Here is a 16,406-nt window from a genome sequence, read left to right on the forward strand (position 1 = left end):
AGTATGACATCACCGGCCGACATGACGTGGTCATGCGGCCGGTGATGTCGGCGGGATCACTCGGCGGCGCGAAGGCGCAGCTTGTCCTCGTGGATCTCGTGCATGGCGATCGTGAGCGGCTTGTCCTCGACGGTCGAGTCGACCAGCGGCCCGACGTTGTCGAAGAGGTTGCCCTCGTGCAGATCGGAGTAGTAGTCGTTGATCTGACGCGCACGCTTGGATGCGTAGATCACGAGCTGGTACTTCGAATCGACCTTCTCGAGGAGAGCGTCGATGGGGGGCTCGATGATGCCCTGATTCGTTCCGGCCATGGGGAACCTCCTGGTTCGGACGGTGGCGGTGAGTCGACGGCGCGTCAGGCGCGCGACGAGTACCGCGCGGGCGCTTCGGACAATTCTACGACCTTGCGGGCGGCTTCGGCGACGGTGTCGTTGACGACACGATGGTCGAACTCGTTCTGCGCGGCCAATTCGACCTTCGCCGTACGCAGTCTGCGGGCCCGTTCCTCGTCATCCTCCGTGCCCCGCCCGACCAAACGCTCGACCAGTTCGTCCCAGCTGGGAGGGAGGAGGAACACCAGTGTCGCGGCCGGGTCCGCCGCCCGCACCTGGCGCGCACCCTGCAGGTCGATCTCCAGCAGCACACTCCGCCCGTCGGCGAGGGCGGCCTCGATCGGGCGTCGAGGGGTGCCGTACCGATATCGGTTGTGCACTGTCGCGAATTCCAGCAGCTCGCCGTCGGCGATCATCCGGTCGAACTCGTCGTCGTCGACGAAGTAATAGTGGGTGCCGTCCACCTCACCGGGGCGGGGAGGCCGTGTCGTCGCCGAGACCGACAGATGGATCTCCGGGTGATGGGCGGCGATGTGTGCGGCGACCGTCCCCTTCCCGACAGCGGTCGGCCCGGCGAGCACGACGAGACGGCTACGACCGGCACGCGGCCGTACCGGCGGGAACCGGTCGTCGAGCCACGCCGCGAGGGCCGCGCGCTGGCGTGCACCCAGGCCGCCGAGGCGTTTGACCGGCGAGATGCCGAGCTCGCCGAGCACCCGGTCGCGCTTTCCGGCGCCGATCGCCGGCAACGCCGTCAGGAACTCCGTCACCCGCAGCGTCGCCGCCGGGGCATCCCCCGGATCCGCGCTGCGCTCGAGCACGTCCTGGGGCGCGACGACCCGCATCGCGATGTCCTTCTTCAGCGCCGCGCGGGCGCGGCGCGCTTGGACCGCCCGCCGCGAGGCGGCGATCCGGTCGACGTCAGGAGGTCGTGAGGTGACGGTCATCGCTCGCTCCCGTAGTGCTCAGAGCGGTCTCGGATGGCTCCGGCGAGGCCGTCCGGCCCCGCCGAGAGGATGCTGCGGCTCTCGCTCGCGATGACCGTCGGGGCGTCCGCCCCGAAGATCCCCACGAGGTCCTGCGCCCGGGCGCCCTGGAAGCCGAAGCCGGGCGCGAGGATGGGCGCGGGTGGCCCGGTCACGGCGAGGCCGGTCTCGTGCCAAGAGACCGTGGCGCCGATCACGACTCCGACGCCTCCCCACTCGCCCGGCGCGGTGAGGCGGCCGTTGAGCGCGCCGACCTCGTCGAGCACCGCACGCGCGACGGTCCGGCCGCCCTCGGCTCGGGAACGCTGGAGCGCCACCCCCTCGGGGTTGCTCGTCGCCACGAGGGCGAACAGCCCCTTTCCGTGCGCGTACGCCAGCTCGGCGGCCGAGGCGAGTGCACCGACGCCGAGGTACGGGTTGACCGTCAGAGCGTCGGCCTCCAGCGGGGAACCCGGCGTCAGCCACGCCTCGGCGTACGCCTGCATGGTCGAGCCGATGTCGCCACGCTTTGCGTCGGCGATCGTGATCAGGCCGGCCTCCCGTCCTGCGCGCAGCACGTCCTCGAGGGCGGCGAAGCCGGTCGACCCGTAGCGCTCGAAGAACGACACCTGCGGTTTGACGATCGCCACCTGCGCATCGGCCGCCGCGTCGATCACGCGGAGGCCGAACTCGCGGGCGCCGACCGCGCTGACGGGGAGGCCCCAGTCGGCGAGCAGCCCCGGGTGCGGGTCGATCCCCACGCAGAGCGGACCGCTCGTGGTGAGGACCGACCGCACTCGTTGCCCGAAGCCCGTCATGCGCGTCGGCCGCGGTCCGCGGCGTACTCCTGGAGGCTCCGCACCTCGAACCCCTCGCGCAGCGCCGGCAGGGCACTCACCGCGGCACCGAGGAGAGCGATCGTGGTGAACAGGGCCTTGTCCGCCGCCACCGCCGCCGCACGGATCTCATATCCGTCGGCGCGTGCCATGCCCCCCGACGGTGTGTTCACGACCATGTCGATGCTGCCGGCGTTGATCAGGTCGACCACGTTCGCGCCACCGGACTCCTGGGTCTCGGAGTACTTCGCCACAACCTTCACCGCGATACCGTTTCGTGCCAGGATCTCCGCGGTCCCCTCGGTGGCCACGAGATCGAATCCGAGCTCGCGCAGCCGATGGGCCGGGAGGATGATCGCGCGCTTGTCGTCGTCGGCGACCGAGATGAACACGGTCCCGGAGGTCGGCATCCCACCGTAGGCGGCCTGCTGGCTCTTTGCGAACGCGGTCGGGAAGTCGCGGTCGATCCCCATCACCTCGCCGGTCGAGCGCATCTCGGGGCCGAGGAGCGAGTCGACCGTCTCGCCGTCCGCGGTGCGGAAGCGCTTGAACGGGAGCACCGCCTCCTTCACGGACACCGGCGCGTCCAGCGGCACGCGCGAGCCGTCGGCCGCGGGAAGGAGCCCTTCGTCGATCAGCCCGGCGATGCTCGATCCGGCCATCACGCGCGAAGCCGCCTTGGCCAGCGGGATGCCCAGCGCCTTGGACACGAACGGAACCGTGCGACTGGCCCGCGGGTTCGCCTCGATGACGTACAGGACACCGGCGCTGATCGCGAACTGCACGTTCAGCAGGCCCCGCACCCCGATGCCCTGCGCGATCGCGAGGGTCGCGGTACGGACACGGTCCACATCGGTGCGTCCCAGTGAGATCGGCGGGAGCGTGCAACTCGAATCGCCGGAGTGGATGCCGGCTTCCTCGAGGTGCTCCATGACACCCCCGATGTAGAGCTGTTCGCCGTCGAAGAGGGCGTCGACGTCGATCTCGATCGCGTCGTCGAGGAACCGATCCACGAGCAGGGGCAGGCCGGGACCGATGATGGCCTGATCTGCGATCCGGACGAAGTAGTCGTGCAGGCTCGCCGTGTCGTAGACGATCTCCATACCGCGACCACCGAGGACGAAACTCGGACGCACCAGGACCGGGTAGCCGATGTCCTCGGCCACGGCGACGGCCTCGTCGACATCCGTCGCCGTCCCGTGCCGGGGCGCGACCAGGCCCGCCGCGTCGAGGATGCCGCTGAACAGCCCACGCTCCTCCGCGAGGTCGATCGCGGCCGGGCTGGTTCCCAGGATCGTGTACCCGGCATCCTCGATGCCCTTCGCCAGCCCGAGGGGGGTCTGACCACCCAATTGGCAGACCACGCCGAGGATCTCCCCCGACCGCGATTCGGCGTGCAGCACCTCGAGGACGTCCTCGAGGGTCAACGGCTCGAAGTAGAGCCGGTCGGAGGTGTCGTAGTCGGTCGAGACCGTCTCCGGGTTGCAGTTGACCATGATCGTCTCGTAGCCGGCGTCGCTGAGCGCGAACGAGGCGTGGACGCAGGAGTAGTCGAACTCCACACCCTGGCCGATACGGTTCGGTCCCGAGCCGATGATGACCACCTTCGTGCGCTGCGACGGCGTGACCTCCGTCTCGGTGTCATAGCTCGAGTAGTGGTAGGGCGTGAGGGCGGGGAACTCGCCCGCGCACGTGTCGACCGTCTTGTAGACGGGGCGGATGTCCAGCCCGTGGCGCACTCCACGCACCTCGGCTTCGTCCACGCCGCGCAACTGGGCGATCTGCGCGTCCGAGAAGCCGTGGTCCTTCGCCAGGCGCAGGACGGCGGAGTCCAGCTCGGCAGCGCCACGGATCTCCTCCGCGACCTCGTTGATGAGCGCCATCTGGTCCAGGAACCAGGGGTCGATGCTCGTCGCGTCGAAGGCCTGCGCGACCGTCGCGCCCTTGCGCATCGCCTGCTGCAGCACGACGATCCGCCCGTCGGTCGGGGTCTTGGCGATCTCCAGCAACTCCTCCACGGTGCGCTCCTCTTCGCCCCAGTGGAAGCTCGAACCGCGCTTCTCGAGCGATCGGAGGGCCTTCTGCAGCGCGGTGGTGTAGTTGCGTCCGATCGCCATCGCCTCACCGACCGACTTCATGGTCGTCGTGAGGGTGGTGTCGGCCTTCGGGAACTTCTCGAAGTTGAAGCGGGGCACCTTCACCACGACGTAGTCAAGCGTCGGCTCGAAGCTCGCGGGAGTGACCTTCGTGATGTCGTTGGGGATCTCGTCCAACCGATAGCCGATGGCGAGCTTCGCGGCGATCTTCGCGATCGGGAAGCCCGTCGCCTTGGACGCAAGCGCGGACGAACGGGACACGCGGGGATTCATCTCGATGACGATGATGCGCCCGGTGGCCGGATCGACGGCGAACTGGATGTTGCACCCGCCGGTGTCCACCCCCACCGCGCGGATGATGTCGATGCCGATGTCGCGCAGCTTCTGGTACTCGCGGTCGGTGAGGGTCAGTGCCGGCGCCACCGTGATCGAGTCGCCGGTGTGCACGCCCACCGGGTCGACGTTCTCGATCGAGCAGACGACGACCGTATTGTCGGCGCTGTCCCGCATCAGCTCGAGCTCGTACTCCTTCCAGCCGAGGATCGACTCCTCGAGCAGGACCTCGTGTGTGGGAGAGTCGCGCAAGCCCGCGCCGGCGATGCGGCGCAGGTCGGACTCGTCGAATGCGAAGCCGCTACCCAGGCCCCCCATGGTGAACGAGGGACGCACCACCAGGGGGTAGCCGAGTTCCCCGGCCCCCGAGATGACCTCGTCCATGGTGTGGCAGATGCGGCTCTGCGCGACGTCGGCACCGGATTCGATGACGAGCTCCTTGAAGACCTGGCGGTCCTCCCCCTTGCGGATCGCGTCGACGTTCGCTCCGATGAGTTCCACGTCGTACTTCTCGAGGATCCCGCGGTCGTGCAGGGCCATCGCGGCGTTCAGTGCCGTCTGACCGCCCAAGGTCGGCAGGATCGCGTCGGGCTTCTCCTTCGCGAGGATCGTCTCGATGACCTCGGGCGAGATCGGTTCGATGTAGGTCGCGTCGGCGAAGTCGGGGTCGGTCATGATCGTCGCGGGGTTGGAGTTCACGAGGATCACCCGCACCCCCTCCTCGCGGAGGACGCGGCACGCTTGGGTGCCGGAGTAGTCGAACTCGCATGCCTGACCGATCACGATCGGGCCGGAACCGATCACGAGGACGGACTGGATGTCATCGCGCTTGGGCATCAGAGGCCACCCTCCTGGGCGTCGTTGTGTCGGGCGGACAGGGTGTCGGTCACCATGTCGCGGAAGCGGTCGAACAGGTAGTTCGCATCGTGCGGGCCTGCTGCCGCCTCGGGGTGGTACTGAACGCTGAAGGCCGGGATGTCCAAGGCGCGGATCCCCTCCACGACCTGGTCGTTCAGCCCGATGTGGCTGACCTCCACACGGCCGTAGCCGTGGGGGCTGTCGACGGTACCTTCCAGTGGGGCGTCGACGGCGAACCCGTGGTTCTGCGACGTGATCTCCACGCGGCCTGTCGCCTTGTCCAGCACGGGCTGGTTGATGCCGCGGTGCCCGAAGGGGAGCTTGTAGGTGCCGAAGCCGAGTGCGCGGCCCAGGAGCTGGTTTCCGAAGCAGATGCCGAAGAACGGCAGCTTGGCATCCAGGATGCCGCGCAGCAGCTGCACGTGGGCGTCGCTGGCGGCCGGGTCGCCGGGCCCGTTCGAGTAGAACGCGGCGACCGGGTCGATCGCGAGGATGTCCTCGACGGTCGCGCTCTGCGGGAAAACGTGCACGTCGAAACCGCGCGCGGCGAGATTGACGATGGTGGCCTGCTTGACGCCGAGGTCGAGCACCGCGAGGTTTCCGATGCGCTCGCCCTGAGCCGGGGTGACCTCCACCGCGGCGACGGAGACCTCTGCGGACAGGTTGCGCCCCGTCATCTCGGGCGCTTCGCGCACGATGCGCAGCTGCTCCTCCGCGTCCAGGGCGGCCGCGTCACCGGAGAACACACCGCCGCGCATACTGCCGACCGACCGGATCCGGCGGGTGACCGCGCGCGTGTCGACGCCGCTGATCCCCACGATCCCATCGGCCGCGAGCGAGTCGTCGAGCGACTCCTCGGAGCGCCAGTTGGACACGATGCGGGAGGGGTCGCGCACGATGTAGCCGGCGACCCAGATGCGTCGCGACTCTCGGTCCTCGGCGTTCATGCCGGTGTTGCCGATGTGCGGCGCCGTCTGCAGCACGATCTGACCGGCGTACGACGGATCGGTGAGGGTCTCCTGGTAGCCGGTCATGCCGGTGGCGAAGACGACCTCGCCGAGGGTCGTCCCGCGCGCGCCGTAGGCGCGCCCCGGGTGTCGGGAACCGTCTTCCAGGACGAGGACCGCGGGGTCTGTGGTCAGCAGCGAAGTCATGCGTCTGCTCCTGTCGGGGTGAGGGATGCGCCGAGGGCGTCGGCGAGAGCGCGGGCCGAGGAGTCCTGCGGCCGGAGGTAGGTGTCGACGACAGTGTCGTCGGTGATCCGCCATGACAGGCGGACGAGGCCGTCCCGTTCGACCACCCGGTCGATCGCGACGGTGGACTGACCGACGTCCCGCAGACGGGTGCGTGCCAGGAAGAGCGGACGCTCCCCCGCGAGTCGGAGGGCGACCCCCCGGTCGGTGATGACGACCTCCGCCGCCGCGCGGAAACCCATCCCGCGGATGGCCAGCCGCTCCAGCGGCTCGTCCGCGCGGGTGGTGGCCACATAGAGGGCGCGGAACCGATCGCGCTCGGTGGCCCCGGCGGGGATCTCCCCGATCGGCGGTACGAAGGCGCGATCGCGCCGGGACCGGCGCCACCAGCCGAAGGCGGCGAGCACCAGAAGCGCCACCGCGACGGCCATCACCACCAGCAGTGCGGCCTCCCGGGTCACGCGAGACCCTCCAGGTCGACCAGCTCGCCGTCGGCGACCGTGATCCGCCCGTGCGTGACGGTCCACCGCACCTCGCCGGGCAGCTCCCGACCGAGATAGGGCGAGTTCACGCTTCGTCCGCGCAGGTCTGCGACCGTGAACGGACGGGCCGGACGCGGGTCGTAGAGGGTGAACGAGGCGGGTGCGCCCGCCTCGATCGCCGTACCGTACCCGGCGAGTCGACCGATTCGCGCGGGGGCCGCAGACATGACGCGGGCGACATCGCCCCACCCGAGCATCCCGGTGTCGACCATGCTCTGCTGGACCACGCGCACGGCGCTCTCGAGTCCGACCATGCCGTGCGCGGCCGCCCCCCACTCGCACGATTTCGCCTCGACCGGATGCGGCGCATGATCGGTGGCGACGATGTCGATCGTGCCGTCGGCCAGGCCTTCCCGCACGGCCCGCACGTCTTCGTCGCGTCGAAGCGGGGGGTTCACCTTGAAGCGGGGGTCGTATCCGCGCACGAGCTCCTCGGTGAGAAGCAGATGGTGGGGGGTCACCTCGGCGGTGACGTCCACGCCTCGGGCCTTGGCCCAGCGGATGATCTCCACCGAACCCGCCGTCGAGAGGTGGCACACGTGCAACCGGGAGCCCACGTGCTCGGCGAGCAGCACGTCCCGCGCGATGATCGACTCCTCGGCGACGGCGGGCCACCCGGCCAGGCCCAGTTCGGCCGACACGGTGCCCTCGTTCATCTGGGCGCCCTCGGTCAACCGCGGGTCTTGCGCGTGCTGCGCGACCACGCCGTCGAAGGACTTGACGTATTCGAGCGCTCTGCGCATGATCAGCGGATCCCACACGCAAGACCCGTCGTCGCTGAACACGCGGACCCGGGCACGCGACGAGGCCATCGCCCCGAGTTCGGCGAGCCGCTCGCCGCGCTGGCCGACGGTGACCGCCCCGATGGGCTGGACATGCACGTATCCGGCCGATTCCCCGAGCGCGAGTTCCTGCTCCACGACGCCGGCGGTGTCGGCCACGGGCGAGGTGTTCGGCATCGCGAAGACGGCACTGTACCCGCCTGCCGCGGCCGCGCGCGATCCGGTGAGGATCGTCTCGGAGGCCTCGAACCCGGGTTCGCGCAGATGCACGTGAAGATCGACCAGGCCGGGCAAAGCGATGAGCCCGTCGGCGTCGACGCTCTTGGCCCCTGCGGGCGCATCTCCGTCGAGGGAGGTGATGAGGCCGCCCTCGACCACCAGGTCGCAAGGATCGTCCCCGTTGATCCGCACACCGCGGTAGAGGACGGGGGCGCCTCCCGCGGCACCGTCGTGAAGGGTGCTCATCGGCCTTCCTCCTTCTCGTTCGCGCTGGACTGGTCGCCCGCCAGCAGGAGGTAGAGCACGGCCATGCGCACGGACACGCCGTTCGCGACCTGCTCCAGCACAGTTGCTCGGGGGGAATCGGCGGCGGCCGCCGAGATCTCCAGGCCGCGGTTCATCGGACCCGGATGCAGGACCATGCTACCTGTCGGCAGGGCCTCCAGACGCAGCGGGTCCAGCCCCCACCGGCGGGAATACTCCCGCTCAGTGGGGAAATACGCCGCGTTCATCCGCTCCGCCTGGATACGCAGCATCATGAGGGCGTCGGGGGCGTCCGCGATCGCCTCGTCGAGGTCGTAGCGCACGGTGACGGGCCAGGCCGAGACATCCTGCGGCACAAGCGTGGGCGGAGCCACGAGCGTGACCCGTGCGCCCAGGGTGGTCAACAGCCAGACGTTCGATCGGGCGACCCGCGAGTGCAGGATGTCGCCGACGATCGCCACGTGAAGACCGTCCAGGTCGCGACCCCGACTCGCGGCGCCGTGCGTGCGCTTGCGGATCGTGAACGCGTCCAGGAGCGCCTGCGTCGGGTGCTCGTGGGTCCCGTCGCCCGCATTGACCACGCCGGCGCTGATCCACCCACTCGTGGCGAGTGTCTGGGGCGCACCCGAAGCACCGTGACGGATCACGACCGCGTCGGCGCCCATCGCCTGCAGCGTCTGGGCGGTGTCCTGGAGGGATTCCCCTTTCGACACGCTCGAGCCCTTGGCGGAGAAGTTGATGACGTCGGCGGAGAGCCGCTTGGCGGCCGCCTCGAATGAGATGCGGGTGCGGGTGGAGTCCTCGAAGAAGAGGTTGACGACGGTCTTCCCGCGCAGGGTCGGGAGTTTCTTGACCTCGCGCAGCTGGGTTTCGGCCATGTCCTCGGCGACGTCGAGGATGCCCACCGCCTCCGCGCGGCGAAGTGACCGGGTATCGAGCAGGTGCCTCATGATCCGATCGCCACCTCGTCGACCCCGTCGACCTCCAGGACCCGCACGTTCACACGCTCGTCGCGTGCGCTGGGCAGGTTCTTGCCGACGAAGTCCGGGCGGATCGGGAGCTCGCGGTGCCCGCGGTCCACGAGGATCGCCAGACGCACCGCAGCGGGGCGCCCGATGTCCTGGAGGGCGTCCAGCGCCGCGCGGATGCTTCGGCCGGAGAAGAGGACGTCGTCGACGAGGACGACGGTCCTGCCGTCGATGCCGCCCGCGGGGATCTCCGTGGGGCGCGGGGAACGTGTGGGATTGCGGTGGAGGTCGTCGCGGTACATGGTCACATCCAGCGACCCGGCGGGGACCTCGGCGCCGCCGAAGCGGGAGACCAGGCCGGCGATGCGCCGGGCGAGGGTGACACCGCGGGTGGGGATCCCGAGGATGACCAGGGAGTCCGGCCCCTTGTTCGACTCGAGGATCTCGTGGGCGATCCGGGTCAGCGCCCGACTCATGTCAGCGTCGTGCAGCACGGTGCGCGTGCTCATCGTCGCTCCCTTCTCCGTCTCACGGGACGGCGTTAAAGGTTGCATTCGGGTCACACCTTAGCCCACCGAGCCCCCGCACGGCCGACACCCCGCCCCCGCCGAGCCCCGACTGTTAGGCTGTTCGGCGCCCGCTATGACCCCTGAGATCGACGCGAGCGCCCTCCGCGGGGACGCTCCCACCCAGCCCCGCGCGTCCCGCTCCGCCGACGCTCTCCTCGGGGACCCTCCGGTTCGAACCGGGCGAGGCCGTGCCACCGGCAAAGTGATCCTCCTCGGCGAGCACTCCGTGGTGTACGGTCACCCGGCGATCGCGTTGCCGATCACCTCGATCAGCGCCCGCGCCGAGGCGACGACCACGACGCAGGCCTCACGCGTCGACAGCGCCCTCTTCCACGGCCTTCTCTCCTCCGCACCCGACCGGCTCCGCCCCACCGTGACCGCCGTCCGTGCGGCCCTCGGCACGGATGATCCGGCCCTCGGCGGCGTCCATGTGCGCATCGACAGCGACATCCCCTCCGAGCGCGGGGTGGGCTCCAGCGCCGCCGTGGCGGCGGCCGTCGTCAGCGCCGTTTCGCAAGCGCGCGGCCGCACCCTCACTCCGGACGAACGATTCGACCTCGTCCAGGACGCCGAGCGCGCCGCCCACGGTTCTCCCAGCGGACTGGACGCACGCGCCGTGTGCGCTTCCGGCCCGATCTGGTTCCGTCGCGGCACCGTCGAGCACATCTCCGTGGGCGCACCGCTGCATCTGGTGGTCGCCGATTCGGGAGTGCGCGGACGCACCCGCGAGGCGGTCGAGTCCGTCCGGGCGCTCAAGCAGTCCTCCCCCGCGGTGTTCGACCACGCGATCTCGGCGTTGTCGGCGTTGACCACCCGCGCACGCATCCAGATCTCGGACGGCGACGTCGAAGGACTGGGCACGACCATGGACGACGCCCACCGACACCTGGGCGTTCTCGGCGTGGGCGACCGGGCTCTGGACCACCTCGCCACAGCGGCCCGCGCGGCCGGTGCGCCCGGCGCCAAGCTGACCGGCGGCGGTCGGGGCGGATGCATCCTGGCTCTCGCACACGACCCCGACCATGCCGCCGAGCTCGTCGCGCGCCTGCGCACCGCCGGGGCACCCGCGGCCTGGACCACCCACATGGAGATCGCATGACCGTCGCCACCGCGCAGGCCCACCCCAACATCGCGCTGGTGAAGTACTGGGGCAAGGCCGACACCGCCGCGAACCTCCCCGCGACGGGGAGCCTGTCGATGACCCTCGACATCTTCCCGACGACCACGACGGTGCGCACCACCGACGATCACGCCGACCGCGTGGTGCTCAACGGCGTCGAACGCGACGGGACGGTGCGCGAGCGGGTCGTGCGCTTCCTCGACCACGTGCGCGGTCTCGCGGGGCGCGACGACCGCGCGGAGGTGGTGAGTTGGAACACGGTTCCCTCGGCAGCCGGCCTCGCCTCATCCGCGTCGGGGTTCGCGGCGCTCGCCCAGGCCGCGTCCGAGGCGTACGGACTCCACCTGGACACTCGTGCGCTGAGCCGACTGGCCCGGAGAGGCTCCGGATCCGCGGCCCGCTCCATCATCCCCCGATTCGCCGTGTGGCACGCGGGTGACGACGAGCGGTCGTTCGCGGAACCGGTCGAGGCCCCCGCGATCGAGATGGTCATCGCGACCGTCGATGCCGGAGAGAAGGCCGTCTCCAGCCGCGAAGCGATGAAGCGCACCGCGCTGACCTCCCCGTTCTACCCCGCGTGGATCACCTCCACCGCCCAGACCCTGGAGTCCGCACTCGAGGCCTGCCGGGCGGGTGATCTCGACCGGCTCGGCCGGATCACCGAGACCAACGCGTTGCGCATGCACGCGGTCATCCAAGGCAGCGACCCCTCCATCCGGTACCTCACCCCGGTGAGCTGGTCGATCTTCGACGCCGTCGCGCGGCTGCGCGCGGAGGGCCTCCGGGCGTGGGCCACCGCCGATGCGGGGCCGAATGTCTGCGTGATCTGCCCGCCGGAGGACACCGCGGTCGTCGCGGAGCGCATCGGCGCACTCGCGGAGGTCGTCGTGGCGCGCCCCGGACCGGGATCGGCCTCCCGGGAGCCCGCCGCGTGACCGGGACCGCACGCGATCGACTCGTCGTCCACGTTCCCGGCAAGCTGTTCATCGCCGGCGAGTACGCGGTGGTGAACCCGGGAGAGCCCGCGATCCTGGCAGCGGTGGACCTTGGCATCACGGTGACGCTCGATCCGACGTCGGCCACGCGCGAGGTGCACTCCCCCGGATACCCCTCCCTCCGTTGGATGCCCGGCCCGACCGGCATCGAGGTCGCTCCGCCGCACCACGGCTCGGACTACGTCGTCGCCGCCCTCACGGTGGTCGATGCGTTGCGGCGTTCCCGGGGGGTCCCGGTGAGCGCGTTCGACATCGACATCGACAGTGGTCTCGATCACGGCTCCGGCCGCAAGTACGGCCTCGGATCGTCGGCGGCGGTCACCGTCGGTGTCGTCCGCGCGGTGGGGCGTCACCTCGGGCTGGGTCTGTCCCCGCTCGAGGAGTACCGTCTGGCCATGCTGGCCACCATCTCGGTCGCGCCCACGGCCAGCGGCGGGGACGTCGCCGCCAGCGCGTTCGGAGGATGGATCCTCTACCGCTCCCCCGATCGGGACGCCCTCGCCGCCGCGGCGGCAGCGGGACGCACCATCGATGAGCTCCTCACCGCGCCGGCCTGGGACCGTGGAGGGATACTTCACCTCACACCGCCGGCGGGGATGGGACTGGTCGTCGGCTGGACGGGGGCGCCTGCCTCCACGACATCCCTGGTAGCCGCCGTCCGGACCGCCATCGCCGACGGCGAAATCGACCATGACCGGTTCCTCTCCGACTCGCGGGATGCCGTCCTCGCGCTCCGCGACGCCTTCGACGCCGGGGATCTCGAGGCGGCGCAACACGCGCTGCGCGACGCGCGGGGTGTCCTCCGCCGATTGGGCGATCACAGCGCAGTGGCGATAGAAACCGCCGCCCTGGGTCGGATGTGCGACATCATCGAAGTGAGGGGCGCGGCGGCCAAGCCCTCCGGGGCCGGCGGCGGCGATTGCGGAATCGCCCTGGTCGGACCGGACTTCGACCGCGCAGCCCTCGAGGCCGACTGGCGCGCGAACGGGATCCACCCCCTGCCGCTCGCCGTGGCCGAACGGGAAGGAGGTCGCCGTGTCGGGTGATCGGAAAGACGACCACGTACGGCTCGCGGCCGCGCAGCAGGCCGCCGGCGCGCGGGTCAACGGATTCGACGACGTCACGTTCGTGCACCACGCGCTCGACGGGATCGACGCGGATCGTGTCTCGCTGCACACAGAAATCGCCGGCACCCGGTTGCCACTGCCGTTCTACATCAACGCCATGACCGGCGGCAGCGAGATGACCGGCGCCGTCAACCGCGATCTGGCCATCGCGGCGCGCGAGACCGGCGTGGCCATCGCATCCGGATCGGTGAGCATCGCCCTGGGCGACCCCGACGTCGCCTCCACGTTCCGGGTGCTGCGCGACGAGAACCCGGACGGCTTCGTGATGGCCAACCTCGGCGTCGAGCGCAGCGCCGACGACGCGTTGCGCGCCGTCGAGCTGCTCGACGCCGACGCGCTCCAGGTCCACGTGAACGCCGTCCAGGAGACCGTGATGCCCGAGGGGAGCCGGTCCTTCTCGACGTGGCCGGCGTCACTGGAGCGGATCGTCGCCGCGGTGGACGTGCCGGTCATCGTCAAAGAGGTCGGCTTCGGACTGAGCGCGCGCACCCTGCAGCGCCTCGCCGACATCGGAGTGGCCTACGCCGACGTGTCCGGAAACGGTGGCACCGACTTCGTCCGGGTGGAGAACGAGCGTCGTCCGCGACGCGACTACACCTACCTCGAGGGATGGGGGCAGTCCGCCGTCGCCTGCCTTCTCGACGCCCCGGCCGGTGCGCCGGAGCTGCTGGCCTCGGGCGGCGTACGCTCCCCACTCGATGTCGCGCGGGCGCTCGCGCTGGGCGCCCGCGGGGTCGGCGTCTCCGGATCCTTCCTGTCAGTCGTCCTCGACGGCGGCGCCGAGGCGCTCCGCGAGCGGATCTCGGACTGGGCGATGCATCTGACCTCGCTCCTGGCACTGCTCGGAGCCGAAGACCTGGCGGCACTGCGCTCCACCGACGTCGTCGTCGGCGGAGCCACCGCGGAGTTCTGCGCCGCACGCGGCGTCGACCTGTCGGCGCTCGCACAGCGCACCCTCGGAAGGAGCAGCAATGTCCGATGACCTCGTCACGCCGATACCGACCCGATGGGTCGGTCCGCTGAAGCTCTCGGGAGACGTCGAGGGCGAGCAGAGCGTGCCCCTGGCCACCTACGAGTCACCGCTGTGGCCGTCGGTCGGGCGCGGCGCGCGGATCTCGCGCCTGGTCGACGACGGCATCCGCATCTCCGTCGTGGACGAGCGGATGACACGTTCCAGCCTGTTCGTCGCGCCGTCCGCGGCAGCGGCGGTCGCGGCCTCGCGGGCCCTGTCGGACCGTTTCGACGACCTCGCCGCCGTCGTGGCCGCGCAGAGCCGTCACGCGAAGCTCATCGACCTCGACACGGAGATCGTCGGTCACCTCCTGTTCGTGCGCTTCGCGCTGACCACCGGTGACGCGTCGGGCCACAACATGGTCACCCTCGCGGCACAGTCGCTCATGGAGACGATTCTGACGTGGCGCCCGGAGCTCGAGTACGGCTCGATCTCCGGAAACTACTGCTCGGACAAGAAGGCCACCGCCGTCAACGGCATCCTCGGGCGCGGTCGCAGCGTGGTGGCGGAGATGCTCATCCCGAGTGATCTCGTCGACGCGCAGCTGCGCACGAGCGCGACGCGGATGGTGGAGTTGAACGTGCGCAAGAACCTCGTCGGCTCCACCGTCGCCGGCGCTCTGCGCTCGGCCAACGCCCACTACGCCAACATGTTGCTGGCGTTCTATCTCGCCACCGGTCAGGACGCCGCCAACATCGTCGAGGGGTCACAGGGCATCACCTACGCCGAGCAGCGGGGCGAGGGCGACCTGCTGTTCTCGTGCACTCTGCCCAACCTCATCGTCGGCACCGTGGGCAACGGCAAGGACCTCCCCGGTGTGGATCAGGCGATCGAGCGTCTCGGGTGCCGCGACCTCGAAGAGTCCGGCGCGGGCGCACGGCGGCTGGCCGGTCTCATCGCCGCGACCGTGCTGTGCGGGGAGTTGTCCCTGCTGGCGGCACAGACCAATCCCGGAGAATTGATGCAATCGCATGTGCTGATGGAGCGCCGCGCAGGAGGCAGAGCATGAACACCGCACCCGTCATCGGAATCCACGATCTCGCCGTCGCCACCGGCTCCCGCGTGCTCGATCTCGCCGATCTCGCGTACGCCACCGGTGTCGAGCCGGCGAAGTTCCACAAGGGACTGGGCCAGGACCAGATGAGCGTCCCCGCCCCCGACGAAGACATCGTCACCATGGGGGCCGCGGCCGCCGCACCCATCCTGGAGCGGCACGGCACCGCCGGCATCCGCACCGTGCTGTTCGCCACCGAGACCGGGGTCGATCAGTCCAAGGCGGCCGGCGTGTTCGTACACCGGCTGCTGGGCCTGCCGTCGTCGTGCCGCGTCGTGGAGCTGAAGCAGGCGTGCTACGGCGGTACCGCCGCGCTGCAGATGGCGATGGGGATCGTGGCGCGCGACCCGCGCGAACGTGTGCTCATCATCACCAGCGATGTCGCTCGCTACGGTATCGACACCGCGGCCGAGCCCACGCAGGGCGCCGGTGCGGTCGCCATGCTCGTCGCAGCAGACCCCGATCTGTTGGAGATACCCGGGCCGACGGGTGTCTGGACCGCGGACATCGACGATTTCTGGCGTCCCAACGACAGCGACGTCGCGATGGTGGAAGGCAAACTGTCCATCGACGCGTATCTGGACGCCTTCACCGGCGCGTGGGACGACTATCGCGCGCAAGGCGGCGTCGACGTCGGTGAAATCGATCGCTTCTGCCACCACCAGCCCTTCACCCGCATGGCGGAGAAGGCACACCGTCGCCTGGCCGAACACACCGGGGTCGATCTCCCGCTGGAGACGTTCCTCCCCTCGACGTTCTACAACCGTCGCATCGGCAACAGCTACACGGCGTCACTCTTCTTCGCGCTGGCCGCCGTGCTCGATGCCGACGACGACCTCGCAGGCGCCCGCGTCGGGCTCTTCAGTTACGGCTCCGGTGCGGTGGGCGAGTTCTTCACCGGGATCGTCCGGCCCGGCTACCGAGAGGTCATGCGACGTGAGCGTACCGAGCAGATGCTCGATGCGCGCGTGCCGGTGTCCGTGGCGGACTACCGGGCGCTGCACCGCGGTGTGCCTCGTGACACGACGAACGACATCACCGTCGACGCGGTCTCGGCCGGCCCGTTCCACTTCGCGGGTATCGTCGGTCGCGCCCGCCGGTACACGCGCGACTGAACCGCCGCCGACCGGAGACGCCGACC

Annotated in this window: 15 protein-coding genes; 6 read left to right on the forward strand and 9 right to left on the reverse strand. The window is 70.1% G+C overall.

What is annotated here, in order from left to right; translation table 11 throughout:
• Positions 1–56: 56 nt before the first annotated feature.
• From rpoZ to pyrR, 9 genes are read right to left on the reverse strand one after another with little or no spacing between them, the layout of a single operon-like run.
• The gene (gene rpoZ, locus ABD204_RS10810) at positions 57–311 is read right to left on the reverse strand and encodes a DNA-directed RNA polymerase subunit omega (protein ID WP_071043502.1); all 255 of its coding nucleotides are present in this window, start codon (positions 309–311) and stop codon (positions 57–59) included.
• A gap of 44 nt (positions 312–355) precedes the next feature.
• Positions 356–1,279: a guanylate kinase gene (gene gmk, locus ABD204_RS10815; RefSeq protein WP_194424854.1), complete on the reverse strand. Its 924-nt coding sequence runs from the start codon at positions 1,277–1,279 to the stop codon at positions 356–358.
• A complete protein-coding gene (pyrF, locus tag ABD204_RS10820) occupies positions 1,276–2,115 on the reverse strand; it encodes an orotidine-5'-phosphate decarboxylase (protein ID WP_194424853.1) in 840 nt (279 codons plus the stop codon). Before pyrF ends, gmk begins: the two co-directional genes overlap by 4 nt.
• Positions 2,112–5,399: a carbamoyl-phosphate synthase large subunit gene (carB, locus tag ABD204_RS10825; protein ID WP_194424852.1), complete on the reverse strand. Its 3,288-nt coding sequence runs from the start codon at positions 5,397–5,399 to the stop codon at positions 2,112–2,114. The genes pyrF and carB overlap by 4 nt, the downstream gene beginning before the upstream one ends.
• The gene (carA, locus tag ABD204_RS10830; RefSeq protein ID WP_194424851.1) at positions 5,399–6,574 is read right to left on the reverse strand and encodes a glutamine-hydrolyzing carbamoyl-phosphate synthase small subunit; all 1,176 of its coding nucleotides are present in this window, start codon (positions 6,572–6,574) and stop codon (positions 5,399–5,401) included. The genes carB and carA overlap by 1 nt, the downstream gene beginning before the upstream one ends.
• On the reverse strand, positions 6,571–7,074 hold the full coding sequence (locus tag ABD204_RS10835) for a PH-like domain-containing protein (RefSeq protein WP_194424850.1): 504 nt from the start codon (positions 7,072–7,074) through the stop codon (positions 6,571–6,573). The genes carA and ABD204_RS10835 overlap by 4 nt, the downstream gene beginning before the upstream one ends.
• A complete protein-coding gene (locus tag ABD204_RS10840; protein WP_194424849.1) occupies positions 7,071–8,402 on the reverse strand; it encodes a dihydroorotase in 1,332 nt (443 codons plus the stop codon). Before ABD204_RS10840 ends, ABD204_RS10835 begins: the two co-directional genes overlap by 4 nt.
• On the reverse strand, positions 8,399–9,370 hold the full coding sequence (locus tag ABD204_RS10845) for an aspartate carbamoyltransferase catalytic subunit (protein ID WP_194424848.1): 972 nt from the start codon (positions 9,368–9,370) through the stop codon (positions 8,399–8,401). Before ABD204_RS10845 ends, ABD204_RS10840 begins: the two co-directional genes overlap by 4 nt.
• On the reverse strand, positions 9,367–9,942 hold the full coding sequence (gene pyrR / locus ABD204_RS10850; RefSeq protein ID WP_277816681.1) for a bifunctional pyr operon transcriptional regulator/uracil phosphoribosyltransferase PyrR: 576 nt from the start codon (positions 9,940–9,942) through the stop codon (positions 9,367–9,369). Before pyrR ends, ABD204_RS10845 begins: the two co-directional genes overlap by 4 nt.
• Before the next feature lie 88 nt (positions 9,943–10,030).
• On the opposite strand from pyrR, the gene mvk reads away from it, so the two are divergent.
• Genes mvk through ABD204_RS10880 form a run of 6 tightly spaced genes read left to right on the forward strand, consistent with a single transcriptional unit; the run spans position 10,031 to position 16,380 of the window.
• The gene (gene mvk, locus ABD204_RS10855) at positions 10,031–11,056 is read left to right on the forward strand and encodes a mevalonate kinase (protein ID WP_194424846.1); all 1,026 of its coding nucleotides are present in this window, start codon (positions 10,031–10,033) and stop codon (positions 11,054–11,056) included.
• A complete protein-coding gene (gene mvaD / locus ABD204_RS10860; RefSeq protein ID WP_194424845.1) occupies positions 11,053–12,012 on the forward strand; it encodes a diphosphomevalonate decarboxylase in 960 nt (319 codons plus the stop codon). Before mvk ends, mvaD begins: the two co-directional genes overlap by 4 nt.
• Positions 12,009–13,118, forward strand: coding sequence for a phosphomevalonate kinase (locus ABD204_RS10865; protein WP_194424844.1), 1,110 nt, complete (start codon positions 12,009–12,011; stop codon positions 13,116–13,118). Before mvaD ends, ABD204_RS10865 begins: the two co-directional genes overlap by 4 nt.
• Positions 13,108–14,181 (forward strand): type 2 isopentenyl-diphosphate Delta-isomerase, encoded by a 1,074-nt coding sequence (gene fni / locus ABD204_RS10870; RefSeq protein WP_194424843.1) that lies wholly within the window; start codon positions 13,108–13,110, stop codon positions 14,179–14,181. Before ABD204_RS10865 ends, fni begins: the two co-directional genes overlap by 11 nt.
• Positions 14,171–15,220, forward strand: a complete 1,050-nt coding sequence (locus tag ABD204_RS10875) for a hydroxymethylglutaryl-CoA reductase (protein WP_194424842.1) — start codon at positions 14,171–14,173, stop codon at positions 15,218–15,220. The genes fni and ABD204_RS10875 overlap by 11 nt, the downstream gene beginning before the upstream one ends.
• Positions 15,217–16,380 (forward strand): hydroxymethylglutaryl-CoA synthase, encoded by a 1,164-nt coding sequence (locus tag ABD204_RS10880; RefSeq protein ID WP_194424841.1) that lies wholly within the window; start codon positions 15,217–15,219, stop codon positions 16,378–16,380. Before ABD204_RS10875 ends, ABD204_RS10880 begins: the two co-directional genes overlap by 4 nt.
• The last annotated feature ends 26 nt before the right edge of the window (positions 16,381–16,406 follow it).

The sequence above is a fragment of the Microbacterium aquimaris genome (assembly GCF_039531285.1).
GTDB classification, from domain to species: Bacteria; Actinomycetota; Actinomycetes; order Actinomycetales; family Microbacteriaceae; genus Microbacterium; species Microbacterium aquimaris.

What these genes read in the sequence shown, in the direction of transcription:
- ABD204_RS10880 (WP_194424841.1), top strand. Translation starts at nt 15,217, where the DNA reads ATGAACACCGCACCCGTCATCGGAATCCACGATCTCGCCGTCGCCACC.
- pyrF (WP_194424853.1), bottom strand. Translation starts at nt 2,115, where the DNA reads ATGACGGGCTTCGGGCAACGAGTGCGGTCGGTCCTCACCACGAGCGGT.
- carA (WP_194424851.1), bottom strand. Translation starts at nt 6,574, where the DNA reads ATGACTTCGCTGCTGACCACAGACCCCGCGGTCCTCGTCCTGGAAGAC.
- mvaD (WP_194424845.1), top strand. Translation starts at nt 11,053, where the DNA reads ATGACCGTCGCCACCGCGCAGGCCCACCCCAACATCGCGCTGGTGAAG.
- ABD204_RS10845 (WP_194424848.1), bottom strand. Translation starts at nt 9,370, where the DNA reads ATGAGGCACCTGCTCGATACCCGGTCACTTCGCCGCGCGGAGGCGGTG.
- ABD204_RS10840 (WP_194424849.1), bottom strand. Translation starts at nt 8,402, where the DNA reads ATGAGCACCCTTCACGACGGTGCCGCGGGAGGCGCCCCCGTCCTCTAC.
- mvk (WP_194424846.1), top strand. Translation starts at nt 10,031, where the DNA reads ATGACCCCTGAGATCGACGCGAGCGCCCTCCGCGGGGACGCTCCCACC.
- ABD204_RS10875 (WP_194424842.1), top strand. Translation starts at nt 14,171, where the DNA reads ATGTCCGATGACCTCGTCACGCCGATACCGACCCGATGGGTCGGTCCG.
- carB (WP_194424852.1), bottom strand. Translation starts at nt 5,399, where the DNA reads ATGCCCAAGCGCGATGACATCCAGTCCGTCCTCGTGATCGGTTCCGGC.
- rpoZ (WP_071043502.1), bottom strand. Translation starts at nt 311, where the DNA reads ATGGCCGGAACGAATCAGGGCATCATCGAGCCCCCCATCGACGCTCTC.
- gmk (WP_194424854.1), bottom strand. Translation starts at nt 1,279, where the DNA reads ATGACCGTCACCTCACGACCTCCTGACGTCGACCGGATCGCCGCCTCG.
- pyrR (WP_277816681.1), bottom strand. Translation starts at nt 9,942, where the DNA reads ATGCAACCTTTAACGCCGTCCCGTGAGACGGAGAAGGGAGCGACGATG.